At 69.7% G+C, this 19,926-nt stretch carries 13 protein-coding genes and 3 pseudogenes; 3 read left to right on the top strand and 13 right to left on the bottom strand.

Annotated features, from left to right (window positions below; genetic code table 11):
• Positions 1-395 precede the first annotated feature (395 nt).
• Positions 396-551: a hypothetical protein gene (locus ABT245_RS44185; RefSeq protein ID WP_351746340.1), complete on the top strand. Its 156-nt coding sequence runs from the start codon at positions 396-398 to the stop codon at positions 549-551.
• Positions 552-776: 225 nt separating this feature from the next.
• On the opposite strand, the gene ABT245_RS44190 is transcribed toward ABT245_RS44185, so the two are convergent.
• The 10 genes from ABT245_RS44190 to ABT245_RS44235 form a co-directional block, all read right to left on the bottom strand.
• A complete protein-coding gene (locus ABT245_RS44190) occupies positions 777-3,266 on the bottom strand; it encodes a DEAD/DEAH box helicase (RefSeq protein WP_351746343.1) in 2,490 nt (829 codons plus the stop codon).
• Between the two features lie 124 nt (positions 3,267-3,390).
• Positions 3,391-4,020 carry a hypothetical protein gene (locus ABT245_RS44195; RefSeq protein ID WP_099171022.1) on the bottom strand — a complete coding sequence of 210 codons (630 nt, stop codon included), beginning with the start codon at positions 4,018-4,020 and terminating at the stop codon, positions 3,391-3,393.
• Entirely contained in the window at positions 4,017-5,018 is a 1,002-nt protein-coding gene (locus tag ABT245_RS44200) for a RelA/SpoT-related domain-containing protein (protein WP_328336026.1), read from the bottom strand. The genes ABT245_RS44195 and ABT245_RS44200 overlap by 4 nt, the downstream gene beginning before the upstream one ends.
• Entirely contained in the window at positions 4,999-6,138 is a 1,140-nt protein-coding gene (locus ABT245_RS44205; RefSeq protein WP_351746347.1) for a nucleoid-associated protein, read from the bottom strand. The genes ABT245_RS44200 and ABT245_RS44205 overlap by 20 nt, the downstream gene beginning before the upstream one ends.
• 402 nt (positions 6,139-6,540) lie before the next feature.
• On the bottom strand, positions 6,541-7,143 hold the full coding sequence (locus ABT245_RS44210; protein ID WP_351746350.1) for a hypothetical protein: 603 nt from the start codon (positions 7,141-7,143) through the stop codon (positions 6,541-6,543).
• Between the two features lie 30 nt (positions 7,144-7,173).
• Entirely contained in the window at positions 7,174-8,451 is a 1,278-nt protein-coding gene (locus tag ABT245_RS44215; RefSeq protein WP_351746353.1) for a DUF2399 domain-containing protein, read from the bottom strand.
• Positions 8,448-12,686 carry an SbcC/MukB-like Walker B domain-containing protein gene (locus tag ABT245_RS44220; RefSeq protein WP_351746355.1) on the bottom strand — a complete coding sequence of 1,413 codons (4,239 nt, stop codon included), beginning with the start codon at positions 12,684-12,686 and terminating at the stop codon, positions 8,448-8,450. The genes ABT245_RS44215 and ABT245_RS44220 overlap by 4 nt, the downstream gene beginning before the upstream one ends.
• Entirely contained in the window at positions 12,683-14,059 is a 1,377-nt protein-coding gene (locus tag ABT245_RS44225; protein ID WP_351746358.1) for a DUF2398 family protein, read from the bottom strand. The genes ABT245_RS44220 and ABT245_RS44225 overlap by 4 nt, the downstream gene beginning before the upstream one ends.
• On the bottom strand, positions 14,056-15,648 hold the full coding sequence (locus tag ABT245_RS44230) for a DUF2397 domain-containing protein (protein WP_351746361.1): 1,593 nt from the start codon (positions 15,646-15,648) through the stop codon (positions 14,056-14,058). The genes ABT245_RS44225 and ABT245_RS44230 overlap by 4 nt, the downstream gene beginning before the upstream one ends.
• Positions 15,649-16,109: 461 nt before the next feature.
• Positions 16,110-16,283 (bottom strand): DUF6207 family protein, encoded by a 174-nt coding sequence (locus ABT245_RS44235; protein WP_328336033.1) that lies wholly within the window; start codon positions 16,281-16,283, stop codon positions 16,110-16,112.
• Positions 16,284-16,560: 277 nt separating this feature from the next.
• Between ABT245_RS44235 and ABT245_RS44240 the strand changes: the two are divergent.
• Positions 16,561-16,617: pseudogene (locus ABT245_RS44240) on the top strand (hypothetical protein); the annotation flags it as partial.
• A gap of 223 nt (positions 16,618-16,840) precedes the next feature.
• Positions 16,841-17,254: a transposase family protein gene (locus ABT245_RS44245; protein ID WP_328336034.1), complete on the top strand. Its 414-nt coding sequence runs from the start codon at positions 16,841-16,843 to the stop codon at positions 17,252-17,254.
• A 670-nt stretch (positions 17,255-17,924) separates the two neighbouring features.
• Here ABT245_RS44245 and ABT245_RS44250 read toward each other — a convergent pair.
• From ABT245_RS44250 to ABT245_RS44260, 3 genes and pseudogenes are all read right to left on the bottom strand, one after another.
• Positions 17,925-18,020, bottom strand: a pseudogene (locus ABT245_RS44250) (transcriptional repressor); the annotation flags it as partial.
• A gap of 113 nt (positions 18,021-18,133) precedes the next feature.
• Positions 18,134-19,652, bottom strand: a pseudogene (locus ABT245_RS44255) (UvrD-helicase domain-containing protein).
• Positions 19,649-19,789 (bottom strand): hypothetical protein, encoded by a 141-nt coding sequence (locus tag ABT245_RS44260; protein ID WP_351746364.1) that lies wholly within the window; start codon positions 19,787-19,789, stop codon positions 19,649-19,651. Before ABT245_RS44260 ends, ABT245_RS44255 begins: the two are co-directional and overlap by 4 nt.
• Positions 19,790-19,926: the final 137 nt, after the last annotated feature.

Genomic DNA, 19,926 nt, shown 5'->3' on the forward strand with positions numbered 1-19,926 from the left:
CTCTTACCCGCTCCGCGGGTAAGAGGCTGCTGCGCAGCCTCCTAGTGCCAACGCCCTCGCTTCGCGAGGGCGTTCAACCGCGCGCTTCGCGCGCAGTGCCAAAAAGAACTCCCTCCGCTCCGCTTCGGGAATGCTTGGGGCTTCGCCCCAAGCTCAACAGGCAAGTCGCTTCGCTCTCTTGCCTGTTGAGCTTCCGGCTTCGCCTCCAGCTCTATAGCCCGCTAACGCGGGCTCAGCTATCAAGAAGGGCGGGTGCTTCCTTCGGTGAAAAGTTTCTGGGTTTCCTGATTTGGGGCTCATGCCTCTCCTGGGTCGGGAAGCTGGCGTGACGCTCGCGGATCCCGTTCCCCTGCGGCTGTCGGGAGGGGGGCGTCTGTCGATGTGTCAGGAGTCGTGTGTCCGAGCAAGAAGATGGTCTCGCCCCAGCCCGCACCACCGATGCGGGCTGGGGCCAGGTACGAACTCTGGCCTGCCGGATCCTCGTCGCCCGGTTGGGCGACTGGCGTCAGCCACTGCCCCACCGCGTGCCACCGCAGCAGGTCTACGACTGAACGCATCCATCTGCACCTCGCCGAGCATGTTCACCTGTACGCCGGCAGCCGTCTCCGCGATCCTCCCCACGGCGCGGGGACGGCCTCGCTTTCCCGCCGGCTTCGGTCACGTCGCCGGGGCTAAGCCATGGCCAGAAGGCCCCGCCAGGGCCGTCCGCCCGCGACAGCTCCCTCTCAACCACGTCGGGGACCGAAAGGCGGCACGCTGATGGCAGCGTAGGGCACTTACGGCAGGGACGCGGGAAGCGCGCCCTCGTCGATCCAGTCACCGTCGAACAGTGATGCCACCAACGCGGCATGTTCCTGGGGTAGTTGGCCGGCCCTGTGCTGCGAACGCGTTTTGGCGAGCCAGGGTCCGATCTTCACGCGCTCGCCGTCAACGGTGATTTCCTCGCGGGCGGTGGGCGCGCGGTACTCACGGTGGAGGAAGAGCTCGAGGATCTGCACGGTCTGGGCGAACGTGCGGCGGGAGCGGCGGCTCATGGTTAGCGGATGGGTCTGCGGGGTGAGGCCGATGTCGGTCAGCAGGAGCCGCTGTCGAGGGGCGAGGCTGCTCCAGCCGGTGAGCTGGCGGTGGAGCCAGCTGCCGATCTTCACCGTGTCAAGGACGGTGTGGCGTTCGAGGGCTGCCGGGTCGTTCCCGGCGGCCAGGTGCGTGCGCAGCAGGTGGTACTTGCGGTGCCAGTCCGGGCCGTGCGGCAACTGCCAGTCCGGGTCAATGGCTGTGAGTGCGGCGGCGCGGGCCGGGTCGAGTCCGCGGCGTGCGGCCAGGGAGCGTTGTTCGGCGAGCCAGGCGCCGGTGGGGGTGGTGGCGGGGGCGGCGAGGTGGCCGTGGGCGCGATGGTAGTCGGTGGCGGCGGTGATCTGGGCGCGCCAGGCGGCGTCGTGTTTGTCCCAGATCATGTCCAGCGCGTCGAGTTCGGCGGCCCAGGCGGCGTCCAGGCGGCCGGCGGTGCGGGCGTCGCGCATGGCGGTGATGAAGCTGCCGAGGGCGTAGCCGTAGGGGTCGGTGTAGTCGGCGGGGACGTCGAGGTGGTGGTGGGTGTCGTGGTAGGCCTGGGCGGCAGCGAGTCCGGCGCGGCGGGAGCGGGAGACGGCGGTGTCGTGGGGGTTGAAGGAGGTGAGGTCGAGGGCGCGGGCGACGTGCTCGGGGTGGACGGTGAAGTCGAAGTGCCAGCGGTGCTGGATGAGGTCGCTGATCTCTTTGGGGAGGCGGTTGGCTTTGCCTGGGAGGCGTTCGAGGATGCGGTGGTCGTGGCTGGCTAGGGCGGTGCTGATGGCCCAGACGGGTTCGTAGGCGGTGCCGAGGATGTCGCTGGGGTCGGTGCCCGGGGGGATGTAGACGGGGATGACCAGGCTGGCGATCTTGCCGCTGACGGACAGGCGCAGGGCGCGGCCGAGGGCCTGGACGCAGCGGATGACGCTGCGGGTGGGGTCGGCGAAGACGATTGCGTCGACGCTGGGGATGTCGACGCCTTCTGCGATGACTTTGGCGTTGGTCAGGATGGCGCAGGAGGATGCGGCGAACTGGGCGAAGGTGTCCGCGCGTTGCGCGGAGGGCATGTCGCCGTGGACGAAGAAGACGCGCGGGTCGATGTCGGGGCGCAGGTCGGCGTGGGAGCGCAGGCGTCGCAGGGTGTGGGGCAGTTCGCGGGCGAAGCGTTTGGCGTCCTCGACCAGGTTGAAGTAGACCAGCACGCGGCGCTGTTGGTGGGTGGTCATGGCTTTGAGGACGGCCAGGTGCAGGGCGGTGGTGCGCAGGGCCTCGTCGGTAGCGGGCTGTTGGTCCGTGGTGGTGCCGGGGGCGGGCAGGTTGAGGCGGGCGCGGAGGTCGTCGTCGGTGAGGGTGGGGACGATGATCCGGTAGTCCGCGACCCGGCCGTCCTCGATCGCTCGGGCGAGGGGGTATTCGAAGATCTTCTTGCCGTAGACGGCGGGGTTGTCCATGGAGTTGGCGCGGGCCTCGCTCCCCTCCCCCGCTGTGAGCAGGCGGCCGCGGGGGCGGGAGAGGTTCGCAGACTCGGCCAGGTCAGGTGCGGCGAAGATGCGTGGGGTGGCGGTCATGTAGAGGCGGCGGTCGGCACGGATGCGCGTGGTGTCGTGGACCGCGGCCCATTTCTTGTCGGACCGGCCGGCGATCCGGTGGGCCTCGTCCATCACGGCCAGGTCGAAGGGCGGGACCTGGTGTGAGGTGTGCTGGGTGTTCTCGATCTTGTCGAGGGAGTCGTAGGTGCACACCACCGTCAGGCCGGGAAGCGCTTTGGGTCCCGTGCCGACGGCGGCAAGCAGGGAGGCGAGGAGACGGTAGTCGGTGACGGAGGCGACGCGCGCTTGGGCCAGGGCGTCGTGGGCGGCTGCGTCCATGGAGGAGACGATGACGAGGGGTTCACGGTGGCCGTCGCGGCGCAGTGCCAGGGCGGTCTGTGCAGCCAGGTCGAGCGTGGGGACAACAAACAACAGTCGGCGCGCCAGCTGACGGGCGGCGCGGCTGGCGACGAGGGTTTTGCCGGTGCCGGTCGCGGCCACGTACGAGCCGCGGGTGCCTGGACGGCTGAGGTGCTTGAGGATCCTGCGGAGGGCCTCTTGCTGATCCTCATACAGGGATACCGGTTTGGGGTGCCGCCCACGGCGTGAGGGCAGGTCCAGCCCCAGAGTGTGCAGGTCCTGGGCGGTGAGCGGCTGCGGCTCAGCCGCCGGGGGCAGGGACGGTTCCAAGGAAGTCTCCGGGCGATGCGTTGCAGGCCGGTGGCGGCAGGCGCCATCCGATTCTGTCAGTCCTGCCCTACCGTCATGGCTGTCCCTCCCGCACAGCGCGTGCAGCTCCGTCGCTGGCCCGGGGTCAGGGGGTCTGAGGTGCGGGCGCCGGGGGCTGGGAGGGCACGGTGTGCGTGACAGCGGGCGTGGTCTGCGCGGCCAGTTTGCGGTAGCCGGTAGCGGTGATGGTGTGCCAGGACAGGTAGAAGCCGACAGCGGCCAGGGCTCCCAGGACGGTTGCCGTGGCGAGGAGCAGGGGTCGGTGCTCCACGGGGTAGCGCCACAGTGCGAGATCGGTGGCCAAGGTGAACAGGATGCTGTTGAGCATCCAGCCGCGGCAGATCCTCAGGCGGGAGCGTGCGTAGTCGGCACGGGCGGCCAGGGCAGGAATCTCGGCGAGTTTGAGGCGGGCCTGGGCGTAGGCGGCGGTTGTGGGGAAGGACTGGCTGCGCAGGCGGCGGCGGACGGCGGCCAGGACGGTGTCGGCGGCGCGGTCGATCAGAATGCCCAGGGCGTAGGCGCATGCGAGGGCTGCGCCGGCCGCGAGGGGCGTGCCCGCCGCAGGGGCCAGTCGGCGGGTGTTGTCGGCGCCGGCGATGGCCGCGGCCAGGATGCCCAGGCCGGTGAGGAAGCCGATGCCGACAACGAGGACCTCGACGAACATGGCGGTGGCGGCCACGACACCGGAAGGTTCGGGCTGCGGCGGTCGGGTCACAGGTCTATCCCCCAAATTTCTGCCAGGTCATAGAGCATGGTGTCGGCGAACGCGCTCTCGTTCCACAGGTCCCGCAGGGTGAAGCTGTCGTAGTCGAGACGCTCGAAGATGATCAGACTTTCCGGCTGCGAGGCCAAGATGTAGCGGCCGTCCTCGAGGAAGTGGTCGCTGGTCGGGCCGAACCTGACGTAGTCGCGGGTCAACCGGTCCCGGTAGCGCTCGGCGAACTCGAACAGTCGGTAGTTGTATCCGCTGATGTCGTCGGGGATCACTTGCTGGAGTACGTCGATGACCTCATGGGAGAGCTCCCGGTCGAAGGAGTGCTGGGCAAACGTGCGGTAGATGCGTTCTGCTTCGACGAAAAGCCTGTTGCCGCGGGTGAAATCGGGATGTTGATCCAACACCTCCATCACCCGTCCGATCTCTGCGTCGTACAGCTCTACCAGGGCAAATGCACGGTACAGCGCACGACTGACATCGGAGGGGATCCGCAGGTTGCCGGGGGGCTTGTAGGCGAGGCGGTGGTAGTCGTTGGCCCAGACGTCGACGACGGGGGTGCGGATCTGGATCTCGCACTCGTACGGTTGGCCGTCCGGGTCCGTGTAGTCACCGACGGCCGGGACCTGGACATGGAGTCGGGGGTACTCGAAGCGGTCTTCGCGGCCCGGCAGCATGCGGCGGTAGTCCTGGACGGCCTCGTCGCCGACCCCGAAGGCGTCCTTGACCAGGCCGAGAGCCGGATCGAACAGGCCGGGATGGCGTACCGTGATCCGCACTCCCACCTTGTCGGTGACTTGTTTCCAGGGATCCGTGTAGCCCTTGCGGTGGATCTTGGCGACGTAGCGCCCTACGTCTTTGACGCGCTGGGAGACGACGCAGTCGAACTGGTCGCGGACGGCGCGCCGGCGTATGTGGTCGGCGGTGCACCGGGCGGCTTCCTTGATGCGGGGTTCTTCCGCCACGTAGCGGTGGAAGGCCTCATTGACCGTCAGTGTCACGGCTGTCTTCCACCGGGCTGGTGACGGTCGTCTGTGCGGCCGGGCTCGGCTTCTTGCTGCGTCCGCCGGGCGGTGAAAAGCCCTGGGTGTTGGTGACTTCGCCCGTCACGGTGGCCGTGGTGCGGCCGTCCGCCAGAGCCTCGAACGTCACGGTCTCCTCCACCGCGTCCAGAGGGGCGACGAGGAAGGCGCCACTGGAGAAATCGACTCGCATCTTCTGCAGGCGCGGCTCGATCAGCTCCGTGTCCTTGACGAAGGTCTGCTCTGGGATGCCGTTCTCGGACAAGTGCGCCAAAAACTCCCTCCTGTGATCTCCTTTCAGGTTCCGGTCGGTGAACTCACGGGGGTTGATGGTCTCCGGGGTGCTTTGCAGCTCTGAGAGAATCGCCATGGTGTAGTCGATGCGGGCTTGGGCGTCCGCCGGCTCGCTCAGGCGGCTGTTGACCCACTTGAGCGCGACGTCGTGGAACCTGCCGGTCACCTCGGCCGGGTCTTCCGTGAACGTGCAGCCCAGGAAGTCGTGTAGGAAGAAGCCGGCCATGCGCCGGGTGGAGCGCTGCCGGTCGGCGGCCCATCCCTGCAGCATGTCCTCCTTGGCGCCGTCGGCGGTGAACAGCGCCAGCTTGAAGACGTTGGCCTTCTCCGTGAACAGCAGGTCGGCGTAGAACTGGACGTCGAAAGTCCGCTTGCCCTCTTCCCCGACGCGCCGGGCCTGCATGCCGGTCTCCTGCTCCAGCTTCACCAGCAGCAGGGCGCGTTGCCGGGCCAGCTGGACCTGGGCGACCACCAGCAGCCCGCGGGAGTTGGAGCCAGTCTGGCAGTCCTGGAGGTGGCGAGCCAGGTGGCCGGAGACCTCGACAAGATCTTGTTCTTCGGCCATGAAGTCCCGCACCCAGTCCGGGAGCGGGGACTTGGGCTCGGGGTCCTCCGTCACTGAACAGGCATGAGTATTCAAGATCTTGACCAGCCGCTTTTCCAGTGCGCTTTGGACCTTGTCCGAGAGCGGGCTGGCCTCGTCGCTGAGCTCGACCGTGTAGCTCCTGGGATCTTTCTTCAGCCGGGTGGGCACCGAATGCACGATGGTCTGCTTGATGACGAGTTCACCAAAATCCGTACGCATTTCTACCTCGGTGTAGGGCCAGGCGCGCCCCCGATCTGGGGGGCGCCGGGGAGAACCGCGGACGCGCATCCCGGACGGGTCGCTGCGGAAGAAGAAGGGGCGCTCGTCTGGAACACCCCCGGGGAGCGTCGTGCACGGCAGGCTCCCCCCGGCCGTGTTGCTTACGCTCTGTCATGGGTGAGCGTAGTGGCTGATAATGGCTCGTGTCCCCCAAGTCATATCCGTGTGACTTATTTTGCATGCGTGGCACTTGAGCGGTTCCGTCCGGTCCGGGCGCGAACAAGGCGGGCTTTACGGGCAAGTTGATGGGTCGTTACGGCGCGGACGTGCGGCCTAACTTGGCCTGTCTGCGGCAGTGTGCCGGAACGTGCCGGTTTCCATGTCCCTGATCCCGGCGGCCAGCTACCGAGCCGGGGTTTCTGCGTTCGTGAAGCGGCCGAAGCTCAGGCACCAGCACGTCGTGGCCGGTGCTGTTGCGCGCACCCGCCGGTGCGTTGCGTGTGTCTGGTGGGAGGATGGCGATGCGCAGGGCTCCGGTGGGGGCCTGGCAGCCCGTCCCTCGATGGGGCCGTCCTCGGAGACGCCGTCGACGCAGAACAGAGCGGCCTTGTAGATCTTGTTGTGCTCGGTCATCAGAAGGTCGGCGAAGTAGCTCATGTCGAAGGTGCGTTTGCCGTTGACGAGGACGTCCTGGGCCCGGAGGCCGCCTTCTTGTTCCAGTTTGACGATGAGGAGCGCCCGCTTGCCGGCAAGGCGGGCGGTCGCCACGAGGAGGAGCCCGGCCGAGCTGCTTTTCCCCTTCTGGCTGTCCCAGAGCAGTTCGGCAAGGTCGACGGAGACGTCCACCAGGCCACGTTCCTGGGTGAGGTACTCGTACACGCGGTCCGGCAGGTTCGATTTCTTGACCTCGATCTCTTCCACGGCCGGGCGCCCGTGTGAGGCGAGCACACCGCGGAAGTTGGCCTGGATCTTGGCACGTACGTCTTCGCTGAGCTTGCACACCATGGCGAGGGCCGCGGCAGGACTGCCGGAACCTTAGGGCTGGGATGAGCCCGGCGTGCCGACGGTGATGTCGGCGAGCAGTGCGGGCAGGAGGTCCTCCTCGTACACGGGCACGGAATGCTCCCGCATCACGGACACCAGGCTCGCATCCCAGGGAGCATCCGATGCCTGCAGGTGCAGGGTTTCGGTGCCCCCGGGGACAGCCGTGAGGTAGTCGGCTGCGCTCATCCGCCACGCGACCGCGGCCGGTGCGGCAGCGAGGAGAGCGCGCATGTGCGCCAGTCCGGCCTGATCGAAGTCGGCGCGGACGGCGATGTGCCAGCCGGCGTCCGACAGCGCGCCGACGGCTTCGCATTCCAGCTGTGAGGGTGTGCCGGCCGTACAGATCACCCGTGGTGTGGTGGCCGTGTCCTGGGCCAGGGCGTGGGTGCTCGCCGCAGCGAGCACGGACGGGTTCTCCGTGACGAAGACCCACGTGCCGGGCATCTCGGGACGCTCCCATGCGATCTTGGCGAGTTCTCTGGGCGGCAGGGTGAAGGTCGCGCCGGGCGGTATCCGCCATCCTCGGGGTGTGATTCCAGTGATGATGAGTCCGCCGAGCAGGTCGTCGCAGTCCACTCCGAGTCGGGCCCAGCTGGAGCGCACCGTGCTCGCGGAGGATCCGGTCAGGGCGAGGACGAGCGCGGGCAGGGCTCCGCTGTCCAGTGCGTGGGGGTTGCCCGGCACCAGCGTGCGGCGGTCGATGCGCCGGCCGGGTGGAGGCAGGCTGCCGGCGACCTGCAGCGCCTGGGCGAGCAGCGCAGCGGGATCCGGTGTGTTGAGCAGTCGGGTGATCCATCCGGCGCTGTGCAGTCGGCTGAAGACGGTGTCCGCTCCCACGCGTTCCCGCACGTGGTGGGGCAGGCCGGCGACGGCGCTTTCGAGTTGAGTGCGGAGCCGGTCGGATGCGGCCGTGTGCTCGGCGCGGCTGCGGGCCTTTGCTGCCAGGCGGCGGGTGCTGGCGTGGGCGGCGACGGCGCCGGGGGTGAGTGAGGGGCCGCGTGTGGCCAACGCCGCGGTCAGTTCCTCCAGGCTGACGCGGCGCCGCTGGCCGGGCTCCAGCGGGCGTCCGCCGATGAGGCCGGCTGCTGCCGCGCGCTCGGCCGGCGCGGCCGGCACCGTCACGGTGACCGCGGGGCCTGCGGTGAGGGTCTCGTCCCCGCGCCGGTCGGCCGCCGCCGCCAGGGCCAGCCACAGCCAGGTGAGTTCGGGGGTGAGCAGCGGAGTCAGATCGGCGTCCGTGCAGGCGTCGCCGCATAGCGGGCAGCTCATACGGGCCCCCCGGCGGGCAGCGCGGGATCGGTGTCCTCCGGCAGGGCCTGGCCGGTCCGGATCAGCATGGGGAAGGCGACGACGGTGCCGTCGGCGCCGGCTTCGAGGTCGTGGGCGTCGATGCCGTCCCAGGCGCCGGGTGCGCCGTCCCACAGGTAGGAGGTGCACAGGACGTCCAGGTCGAGTTCGGCGAGGTAGCGGGCCAGCCCTTCGCGGCCGCGTTCGTCGACTTCGGCGGGGACTTCGTCTAGGGGGACCAGGCGCAGGCCGGTGCTGGGAAAGCGGTCGTAGCTGGCGGCGATGGCGGCGAGCATGGGTGCCAGGACCACCAGGCGCCGTTCGCCGCCGGACAGGCCGGTGCGTGAACCCCAGTGGCCGGTGACGGGCCTTCCGCCGGGGCCGGGGCGTTCGACGAGGTAGCGGACCTCGACCCAGTTGCGGATGTCGACGGCGGTGGCGAGGCGTTCTTTCATGGTGGAGCCGTCCGCGGCGGCCAGCAGGGACTGCAGGGCCTGGCCGACTTCTTCCTTCTGCGCGTCGGTGCGCAGGGCGTCGCCGACTTTGCAGGACAGTTCGTACACGGTGCGGGTGGCGGCGTCGAGGTCGCTGCGCAGGTCGATCTGGACTTGCACGCCGACGCCGGAGGATGCCTGGGCCGCCCGCATCTTGCGGTTGACCGTCTTCTTCCATCCCGTCAGGGCAGCCCATGCCGTACCGATCGCGGTGGGCAGCCGGCCGATGACGAAGTCGCGCAGCGCTGCCGCTTCCGCGGCGTCGAGGGCGGCCTTGGCCCGGTCGGCAAGGGTTCGGGCGCGTTGGGCTGCGCTGAGGGGGTCGTAGTGGGTTTCCGCGTGGGTCAGGACGAAGGTGTCGAGCTGTTCCATGCTGGCGGGCGGGTCGTCCCGGGCAATGGTCCAGGTCTGGGCGAGTTCGGCGCGGACGGTGTCGTAGCGCTCGCCGAGGGTTTTCTTGGAGGCGGTGGGGCGGCGGGCGAGCAGGTCTCCGACGGCGGCGAGATCGGCGGTGTCGGCGTTCTGGGAAGCGAGGTGGGGGTCGGTTCCCAGGGCCTGGGCGAGGGGAGGCCAGGCGAGCAGGGCGGTCAGATGTGCCTGGGTGGTCTTCTGGAGGGGGAGGACGTCGTTGAGGCGGCTCTGGGCGGCGGTGAGCTCTCCTTCGCGGGTGCTGAGGTGCTTCTCGGCGGCAAGGGCCTGTTCGCGGGCGAGTGTGAGCTGCTTGTGAAGCTCTTTGGCCTGTGCGGTGGCCTGCTCGTAGCGGCGTGCCGCGTCATCGGCGTCGCCGTGGGACGACTGGACCTCGGTGAGTTCTGCCTGGGTCTCCAGCACGGTGGTGTGCATGCCCTGGGCGGTGTGCTGGAGGTCGGCAAGCCGCTCAGTGAGGGCGGCTTCATCGGGCAGACTGTCCACGATGCGCTGTAGTCGGGGCAGCAGCCGGGTGGCCAGCTGGGTGGCGCAGCCGGTTAGCTTCTCGGCGGATTCCCGGCTTGTTTCGATCAGCTGGGCCAGATCGGCGGGGTCGGCGGGCATGTCCAGGCTTCGGGCGCGGGTCTCCCAGGCGGTGCGCAGGCGGGTGTGTTCGACCGCAGCGTCCTCGGCCCGCTGACGCAGGGTCCGTGCGGTGCTGTGGCGTTCATGCGCCGTCTTCGCGGTGCGGGCGCGTTCAGCCTCGGCGGTGGTCAGCGCGTCCCGCGGAGGGAAGCCTCGTCCCTGGTCGCGGAGGGTGTCGCGTTGCGTGCGGCGTTCGGCTGCGAGTCGGCGCTCGTGGCCAGCGCTGGACTCGAGTTCCAGCGCGGCGGTGTCGAGTTCGTCGGCCCTGGCACGGGCCCGGGCCAGGCGGGTACGTGCGCCGATGTGCGAGGCGGCCGGGATCTGATGGCCGGTGGTACGCAGGGCGGTGACGGGGTCTGCGGTGAGAGGGCCGGCGGTGAAGGTGCCGTCGCGTCCGATGACGAGCGCCAAGGTGTGCCGGTGGTCGGTGGCGGTGTCGGCCACGGCGATGCGCTGCAGGACTGCGCGGGCGAGGCTGGCGTGCGGATGGCCGGACGCGATGTCGAGAACGGCGGTCAGGTTGTGCTCTTGGACAGGTCCCGCAGGGCTGATGTGCCAGGCGTGGGTGGTGGCGCCGCCCTCGTGCAGGTGGGCGCCGAGGATTCCGGCGCTGGCCAGGGCCAGCTCCAGCAGGGCTTTGCGGTCGTCCGCGCCGTGCAGGGCGGAGTGCCATTCGAGGAGGGCGCCCAGGGCGGTGTCGTCCTCGCCCGGGCCCGCCCAGGCAGGACGCGGCAGCGGCAGGAGCCGTCCGGAACGCAGGTGGCGGGCTTCCAAGCGGTGCTGCGCAGCGGTGGCATCGAGGCTTGCTGCGGTGGCGAGGTGCTGATGGGCTGCGCTCTCGTGACCGGCTGCGAGGGTTTCGCCGATGCGCAGGGCTTGGTCGGCCCAGGTGTTGAGCTGGTCACGGACCGCGGCGGGTTCCGCGTGGGTGAGGGCATCGACGTCGTTGGTGTCCCACACCGTCAGCTCGTCTCCGTCCAGGGCCGCTTCGTCGTACAGGCCACGCAGAGCGGAATGCCCTGGTGCCCACTGGGCAACCTCGGCGAGGACCTGGCGGGCGGCCGTGCGGGCTGCTGCGGTGGCGCGGTCATGGGCCTGGCTGGCTTCGTCGTAGGCGCTTTCGGCCCTGGCTGCCGTGTGGTGTGCGGTGGCGGCTGTCTCCTGGGCTGCGGCGACGGGGTCGTGGTCGCGCAGAATCAGCGCGGCCTTGTCGGCCGCGGAGCAGTGATTGCGGGCTCGGGCTGTCCATTGGGCGGCAAGCTGTTCGAGACCCTCGCGGTCGTGGGTGAGTGTCATGCCCGGGCCTGGATCGGCAACGCGGTCGGCGACCGGGCGGGTGACGCGGGCCCGGGGGTGGTGGGCGAGCAGGGTTTCCAGCGCAACGGGCTGGGCACCGGCGGCTTCCGCGCCGGCCACCCTCTCCTCGAGGTCGCCGATGATGTCGTCGAGGGCGTCCCGGCCGGTCTTGGTCTGTGTGCGGGCCTGCTGAGCGGCAGCATGCAGGCTGTCGTAACTGCTGACCGCGGCGTGTTGCTCGGCGCGCAGCCGTTTACGCAGGTCCATGACGCGCCCGTGGGAGCGGTAGGCGTCGCTGGTCTCGATGGCACGGGCGGCGGCCTGGGCCTCCTGGTGGGCTTCCTCGAACCGTTGGACGTCGCCCCCGGCCTGGTCGGCATCGGCCTTTGCGGTCTCCAGCAGGCCGATGCACTGCTGGACGCGGCGGCGGCGTGTGCTGGCGTCGTCGTGGGCGTGGCGTGCGGCCGCGTGGGCAGCGCGGGTGACGTCGACGACGTGCCCGGTCCACACGCGGGCGAACTCCTCCAGGAGGGTGGCGGCGTGCTCGTCGCGTTCGAACGCTTCACGGGTGGTGTCGGACTCGGCGAGGGCCTCGGCGGTGGCGGTGAGAACGTCCTCGGCCACGCCCGGCAGGGACTGGCGCAGCGCGTCGGCGGCTGCGGCCGGGGAGACGTCGCCCAGCAGGGTCGGATTGCGCACCTCCCGCAGCCGGGCGGCGAGCAGACGCAGTTCGGCGGAGGTGGTGGACCAGATACGGGCGGCCAGGTCTTCGACGTACTCCTCGGGTTCGGCGAAGACCCGTCCGTCGGCGGCCTCGATGTGGGCGGAGAACTCTTCATGCTCCAGCGCGCTCTGGTTGGCACCGCGCAGCGCCAGGTCTTTCAGCGGGCGGCCGGGCACGGTGAAGGGGACGACGCTGACGGCGGGGGTGGAGCTGGGCGAGTACTGCAGCCGGACACCGAAACTGACGACACTGCCGTTTGCTGCCATCCCGTCCGGTGCGTTCGGTGCCGGTTCGTCGGCCGGGGCGGCGAACGTCAGCCACAGATAGCCGTAACGGCGGCCCTTGGCCGGGGCGCCTTCGCTCATCAGGAGTTTCAGTGTGGTGGGGCGTGCCTTGCCTGCGGCCAGCTTGGCTCCGTTCAGATCGAGCAGGTAGGGCCACAGGGCTTCCAGCGCGGTGGTCTTGCCGGTGCCGTTGGGTCCGCGCAGCAGGAGCCGGCCCGATGCGGCGGGCAGGTCCAGGTCGCCGTAGCGCCACACGTTCGACAGTCCGGCGCCGACCAGTCGCCAGCGACCGCCGAAGCGGCCGGTGTCGCCGGACGGTGCGGGCGCCGGGGGTTGGGCGAAGTCCAGGTCGAGGATGTCACTCATGCGGTGCGTTCCTCCGTGTTCTCTTCGGCCTCGGTCTCGCTGAACAGGCCCTGCTGCAAGGGGATGCGGGGGTGCTTGGGGGTCGGTGTGCCGCGGGGAACGCGGGTTCGGGCGGTCTTGGGGAGGGCGGTGCCTTCCTCCGCCCAGCGGCCGGTGGTGGGGGCGAGCCACCACATGGAGATCGTCTTCTCGTCGGTCTGCGGGGCGGTGTGGGTCAGTCGGGCCAGGTGGGTGCCGGTCAGCAGGTCACCGACTTTGCCCGCCAGCAGGAGGGGGTCTTGGGTGTACTCGGTGCTCCAGCCGCCGCGTCCGGAGGCGTTGTTGGCGCCGAATGCCGTCAGCGCTTCTATCACCGCCTCTTGGGTCAGACCGCGCCATCCTGGTCCGGGAGCGTTGTCGGTGGTGCCGTGCAGGGCGGCGTGGTCGAGCAGCAGCAGCGCGGCATGGGCGATGGTGCCGGGTGCGGGGAAGGGCATCGGGCCGAGTTCGTGGAAGTGCCGGAAGGCCTCGTCGGGCACAACGAATGCGGCGCCCTCCGCTCGGCGTTCCAGCACGAGCCCGAAGGCGTCGGCCAGCGGGCCGCCGTCGTCGCCGCGCACGCGCTGGCTCAGCCACTGCGCCTCGGCATCGTCCAGCAGCGCGGCGTGGACGCAGGTGTCGTCCACGAGCGCGCGGCGCATCCGGCGGGCGGCGTCCGGTTCGCGGTGGGCCTGTTCCAGCCATGCGTGCGGATCCGCGGCCGGGTCGAGGGTGCCGGGGTTGGCGATGACATAGGCCAGCCGGGTGTGGTGGACGGCCAGCAGTACGGGCGCCTGTTCGTCGTGCAGGTAGCGGTCGAGGTCACCGTCGAGACGCTCGACCACGCCGCGGTCATCAAGCATGTGCAGGGCGGCCAGGATGGCGCGGCGTTCTGCGATGTCGTGGTGGGTGGGCAGTCCGGCCTCGGCAGCGGCGGCGTGGCCCTGGGTGACCAGGTGTCCCAGGGCGGTGCGCGGCGGCATCGACTCGGCGGCTGCCAGCAGCAGGAAGAACCAGGAGCAGGCGGCGGGGCTCGGTCCCTGGGCGGCCCACGCCTGGGGGCGTGGTGGCGGGCTTTTCCGCAGGCGCACCAGGTCGCGTTCGATGATCAGCACCCAGCCAAGCCGAGCGACGGCGGAGCGCAGCGCGTGCTCGTTGCGGCGTACCGCAGCGATGAGTTCGTCGTGGCGGCCGCCGATGAGCCAGCAGGTGGCCGCCAGACGGCGCAGGAGTGCGGCGGCCTCGGCGTCGGCCTCGGGGTGCCATGCTCTGCGCCTCCGCTGCGCAGGGTGAGCAGCTGCCGTGTCTGGTGCGGGCGCCGGCTCGTGTGCGGGGGTGTCCGTGGCCTCGCTCATGCTGCGCCCTCCTGCCGGGGGATGAGGTCGGAGGTGTCGACTTCGGGCGTGTTCGGGCTGGTGTGCGGGGTGATGCGCAGGGGTGTGTGTGCCGAGGGGTCGTCTGTTGTCGTGGTGCCCGCCAGGGCGGCCAGGGCCGCGGTGGAAGGGCGCTGGCCGGGCTGGTGGAAGAGCGGGATGCGTCCGGGCAGGAGCACCCGCCAGGTAGGGGCGTTCAGGATGCCGGTGCCGGAACCGGTGTGGACGAGCGTGCAGGCAAGGCCGCCACTGGTCCCGGTGCGGCGGGGTCCGTTTGCGGCGGTCCGGGCGGCGGCCATCAGGGCGGCGAGAGCGGCTCGGGCTGCCGCCTCGTCCAACGGCTGGCCCGGGACCGAGGCCAGGACCGCGGCAAGTGCCCTTTGGTGTCCGGCCTGGCGGCGTGCCCGGGCCTCGGCTACCTGGGCCTTGGCCGCGGTGTCGTCACGTGGTGCAGCGCCTCTGCCGCGCGGACCGGACCGGCCGACGGTGCGCAGCAGTATCGGCACCGGTACCTGGGGCCCGCCCCGCCAGGACGGATTGCGGCCCGTGTCGTCCTCGTCGGCCTGGCCATAGAATTTGCGCCAGGAGTGGTCGCCGACCGCGGCCTGGAAGATCTGTACCCCGATCTCCGGGGTCAGCACTGCCCGGGCGAGAGCCAGAGCGCGGCTGCGGGTGGAGGCGGTGCCCGCCGAGGAGTGCAGCCGGCGCAGGTTGGCGTGCATGCCCGGCAGCGCCCGTACCAGGCGCAGCGAAAACCGCGCTGCCCGCCCAGTGCGGGTATCGAACCAGGCGCGCAGCCCCTCCCAATCCTCCGCGCGGCCACCGCGAGAGGCGCTGAGAGCTCCGGCGGCGATGAGGTCGCGCGCCTGGGAGGCATCCACAGCCGCCTGTGCCAGCAGGCCGAACCACGGCTGCAGCACCACGAGTGCCGCTGCGGCCCGTGCGGAACCGGAGTCGAGTTCGGCTGCCACGCGGGTGGCATAGTCGACCAGCAGGCCCTTGAGGTCATTGGTGCGTTCCTCATCCAGGTCGAACCGGTCCGCGAGACCTATCAGCGCGTCCTCGGCCCCGACCAGGGCGGCATCGAGGTCATCGTGGCTGGTGAACACGGTGCTCACGGCGTCCAACACGGCGGCGTCGAGGCGGCCGGCATCGGGCTCGCCTTTGCCCAGGGCCGTGGCGAGCTGCTCGAGGTGGGACACGATGCGGCTGAGTGACACGATCGGGATTTCCCGCGCGGTGACCGTTCCCGCCAGGACCTGGCGGTAGAAACGCTGGACGTGCCGGCCCGCAGGACTGGCGGTGTAACGCCAGTTCCGGGCCAGGATCTCGGCGTACCGGCGTGCGTGGCTGGTGTCCGACCGGAACGAAACCGCGCCCATGTCTTTCAGCGCGTCCAAGCGCTTCTCCACCAGGCGTGCGTCCAAGCGCACTCCGGAAGTCGCCAGTGCTGCCGCGATCTCGGCAACCGTCAGGTCAGTCACCGACCCCTCCAGCACATCCATGATCGCGATGTATTCGCTGGACTCCGGCCGCACCAGATATCCCACGACCTTACGCGCGTCGGTCACGCCGTCGGTTGCGGCGGGCTTCTCTTCTGCTGGTGACACCACTCCCCCATCGACGACGCCAACGGCCGCTTGCCCCAAGCCTCCTTTGAAAAGTAGACGCCCCCACTGACAACGCCCTCGGAAAGGCATGAATTCAGGGATCCCCTGTCATGCCGTGTGTGACGTAAATGCATCACATCCTCCTCGGACAGAGGCGATCAAGAACCGCTCCCGGTCAACTCCCCTACGCCGCACTGTCACTGGAGTGCTTGAGCTGCATCGATGGCTGCTGCGGCGAGAAGGGGACCACCTGCGGAATCGGTTCACCGGCAGGGGGAATCGCAGCCTTCACCTACGCGAGTCACAGGAAGGTATTCAGCCATGTTGATGGATGAAGCCCGGGCCATAAGCGTGGCCGTTGAGGATGAGCCTTCACACTCTAGGAATTCGATAAAGCGTTCGACTTTTCGGTGAGTTCAGCACTACGCCTTGCCGGGGCGATCCGGTTCGCACTGGCTCGGCACGACAATCCCGGGCTGCGAACCGCCCATCGCCGTCGCCCACCGCTCGGCGAATACGGCCTGAAGAGTGAGCGCAGTTACAGCGTCGGCAGCCGCGACGTCGAGCACGACCATCCCGGGCCCCTGCACATGCACTTTGCCTAACGAGCTCGTGCACGGTAAGCGGTGAGGCGTCGAGCTTCTGATCGTCGATCATGGTCGTGTGGTGGGGAACGCGTCTCGTGCAGCGATCATCAGCGACCGGAGGATCACGGGCCTGTCGGCCAACGTGATCGCTGAACTCGTCGCAGAGCTCGGCCCGTTGTGGCACGAACGGCACCAGGCCAAGCTTGCGTCCCGGCCGCGGAAGCGCGCTGTGGGCGCGGGTGCGAAGCACCGGTTGGTGTTCGTCGATCGGCTCCTGGCCACGCTCGTGCACCTCCGGCATGCCACCACCCACGACGTGCTCGCCTGCTGGTTCGGCGTTGACCGCTCCACCATCACCCGGGCCATCGGCGAGGTGCGGCCCCTGCTCGCCGAGCGAGGCTGCACGGTCAGCCCCGGAGTGCGGCTGCGGACCCTGGCCGAGGTCGTCGACCACCTCGGCTCAAGCGGGACGACCGGCATCACCGACGGCACCGAGATCCGCGTCCGTCGGCCCGCCGCCGGACGCAAGGACCGGGACACGTTCATCTCCGGCAAGAACAAGCAGAATGCCGTCAAGTCCATGGTCGTCACCGACGGCGAAGGCCGCGTGCGCGGACATCACCCACGCCCGCCAGTTAGGGCTGGTCAAGCTCCTGGCCGACGGGCCCGCGGTCGAGATCCTCGCCGATGCCGGCTACCAGGGACTGGGCGCCCAGACCGGCGGCCGGGTGATCACACCACCACACCGCAAGTGCAAGAAGAACGCCTTGGACTGGTACGAGGAGATACACGAACGACAGCGCAAAGCCCACTCCTCACGCCGCATCCGGGTCGAACACGGCATCGCCCACCTGAAAAACTGGCGGGACCTGGCCCGACACCTCGGTCGCCGAGAGCACATCAGCGACACCCTCCAGGCCGTCGCCAGCCTGCTGTCCCACCAGCAGATCGCGGACCTGGACCCGACACCGCAGACGTGAACACAGGCCACAACGAAGTTCTCGACGCCTCACCGCTTACCGTGCACGTGCTCGTAAGAGAAACGCCCTCCAGGTGGTTCCACCCCTGTCCCCGCAGGTCAGTCCCCGAAATCGCCGCTCCAGGCCCCCACTTACGTCGAATGCGGGTATGGCCATGCAGGCCCTCATGCGCGGGTTCGTACGTCGTACCGTTCGAACCCCCGCACCGTCGTCGTCCGCACGGCGCAGTACCTTCCAGCCGGAGACTGCACCGGCACCGCTCCGCCTCCCGCAGCAGGGTCTACTGGCTGTCCCCCACGGACCTCCCCTACACCCGCGACGGCGCCCGCCACCCGTAGCTGGTCGGCCTCATCACTGCCCTGGCGTCCCCAGAAGATGGACGCGGTCGTCCAGTTGCGGCTCAAGCCCGGCCTGGCCCGCGCCCTGTCCAGCCTCACGGCCAAAAACTCGCCGCCGTCCTCGCCCACCTCATCGAGACCGAAGCCCGCCGCAACGGCACCGCGCCCGACATCCTCGGCGTCACCGACGGCAAGCTCTTCCACACGCAGGCCAAAAACAGCCGCCCCGGTCCGCCCGGTTGTGCGGACATTCGTGCCGTGCCCGGCGACCATCTCGAGCCGCACTTCCGGCCGGTCCCACCGCTCCGCCGACTGATGCGGGTGCAGACGGATGCTCGCTTGTCCGTGGCGATCTCCAGCACCTCTCCGAGCGAGACCAGCTCGCCCGGGATTTCACAGACGGCCGCTCGGGAGAGCTCGGAAATCTTGCCACGGCGCCATGGCGATATGGCCAGCCACCCCACAGATACGGACATGCCGTCGGGCCTGTCCGGCGATCGTCACCCGGCTCTGCCCGGGCGCGGCAGAAGTGAGCTGGCGCTCACTTGGCCGCATCCGCACGGGCGTGCTGCGCACGCGGCTCGATCCGCGTGGGCGCCCGGGGGGATCCATCAGGATGGTCGTGAATCCAGGACAGGCCGCCGATGTCGAGCCGGCGACGAGTACGGGTGACGGCGACATAGGCGAGGCGGGCCTCGCCGTCGTCGATCGGCGCGGGCACCGGACGGCCGGTGCCGTCGTCCTGGTCGCTGTCCTTGGGCGGGGCGAAGTCGTAGGCGATTCTCACACGGGCCCATTCGCGGCCCTTGGCCTTGTGAGCGGTGGAGACGGTGACCTCAGCCTGCTGTTCTGGGGTGAGCCGCGCGACGGCGCTGATGATGGCATCGGTGCCGTGGGTGTCGACCAGATCCACCAGGGGCTGCAGGTCCCGTCCTGCCGGGTCGTGGCTTGCGTAGTCCTGCAGTTCGCCCCAGGAGGGAAACAGGACCAGTTCGGGGTGGGTGGTGCGGCGGCCTTCCTTCAGGTCGCGGGCGGCCAGGGCCAGGGCCCGCAGGCTGTCTCCTCCCCCGACCAGGGCCACCCGGTGCCTGGTGGCCAGCAGCTCCATAACCTGGGCCATGGCGCCGACGTTGGTGCGGCACAGCACCGCGTCCGGATGGGCGACGGGACCGAGTTCGGTGGGCACGGTCCCGGTGCCGGTGAGACGGATCGGGGCGTCGGCGATGGCCAGCCACCGGTTGGCCTCATGCGCCAGACACGGGCCGAAGCGGAAGGACTGGGACAGGGCGAGCTGGGTGCCGTCGAAGCCGGTCATGACGTCTTTGGCGCCGCGCCAGTCGTAGATGGCCTGGGCGGAGTCGCCGACCATCACCAACTGGGCGTGGCCGCGCTGGGCGAGGAAGATCTGTTCGACGACGGGGTTGGTGTCCTGGGCCTCGTCCAGCAGCAGGAAGTCGGTCTCGATTTTCGGATTCGTGAGGGCCCAGATCTTCAGGTAGTGGTCGTGGTCGAAGCGCACCGCGCCGTCGTCGGGGTGCTGCAGGTCGGCCCAGGCCTTGCGGGCGAAGGGGACGATGTGGGCGGCGAGTTGGGCGTGCAGGGCGCGGTCTTCCAGGCCGCGCAGGTGCGGGACATGGCGGCTCGTGATGGTGGGGTCGGCGGTGTGGCAGAAGCGGGCCACGGTGCGCAGGGTGGCGTTGGAGAGGGTCTTTTGGGACGGGTCGCGTTCGCCGATGCGGATGGGCTTGGTGATGCCGAGGGCCTGTCCGGTCTGCCAGGCCGGGCGGCGGGGGGGCGTTCAGGCGGCGGGTGTAGCGGTGGCCGACGGCGGCATAGGCCAGCGCGTGGGCGGTCTTGCAGGTGACGGTGGACGGGAAGCGGGCGCGCGCGTCCTGGGCGATGGCCCGGTTGTAGGCGAGGTAGCGGCCGCGGCGTTTGGTGGTGCGGGCGAGCAGGGCCAGGGTGGTGGTCTTGCCGGTGCCCGCGCCGGCCTGCAGGGCGAGGTGCTGGTCGGCGTGGAAGGCGTCGGCCGCGGCCGTCTGTTCGTCGGTCGGGTTCATGCGGGGGCTGCTCCGGGGGTGCGGGTCAGGGCGTGGCCGACGGCTGCCAGGAGGTGTGCGGTCGTGGTGCCGGCGAGCAGTTGCTGCACGGCCCGGTCGAGCCGGTCGGCCTCGTCGCTGGCGTGCGGGTGTGTCAACTTAACGGCTGATCTTGGTTGTTGAGGTGTCAGTTGTTGCTCGGGTCAGGCGGCCCTCGAAGGCGATCTGGAACGCGTTCAGGGGTGCCTTCCAGCGCATGGTCCACCGCTTGCGGCCCTTCCCGGTCGGGTCCAGG

Origin of the sequence: Streptomyces sp. NPDC001508 (assembly GCF_040298665.1) — a bacterium.
Lineage (GTDB): Bacteria > Actinomycetota > Actinomycetes > Streptomycetales > Streptomycetaceae > Streptomyces.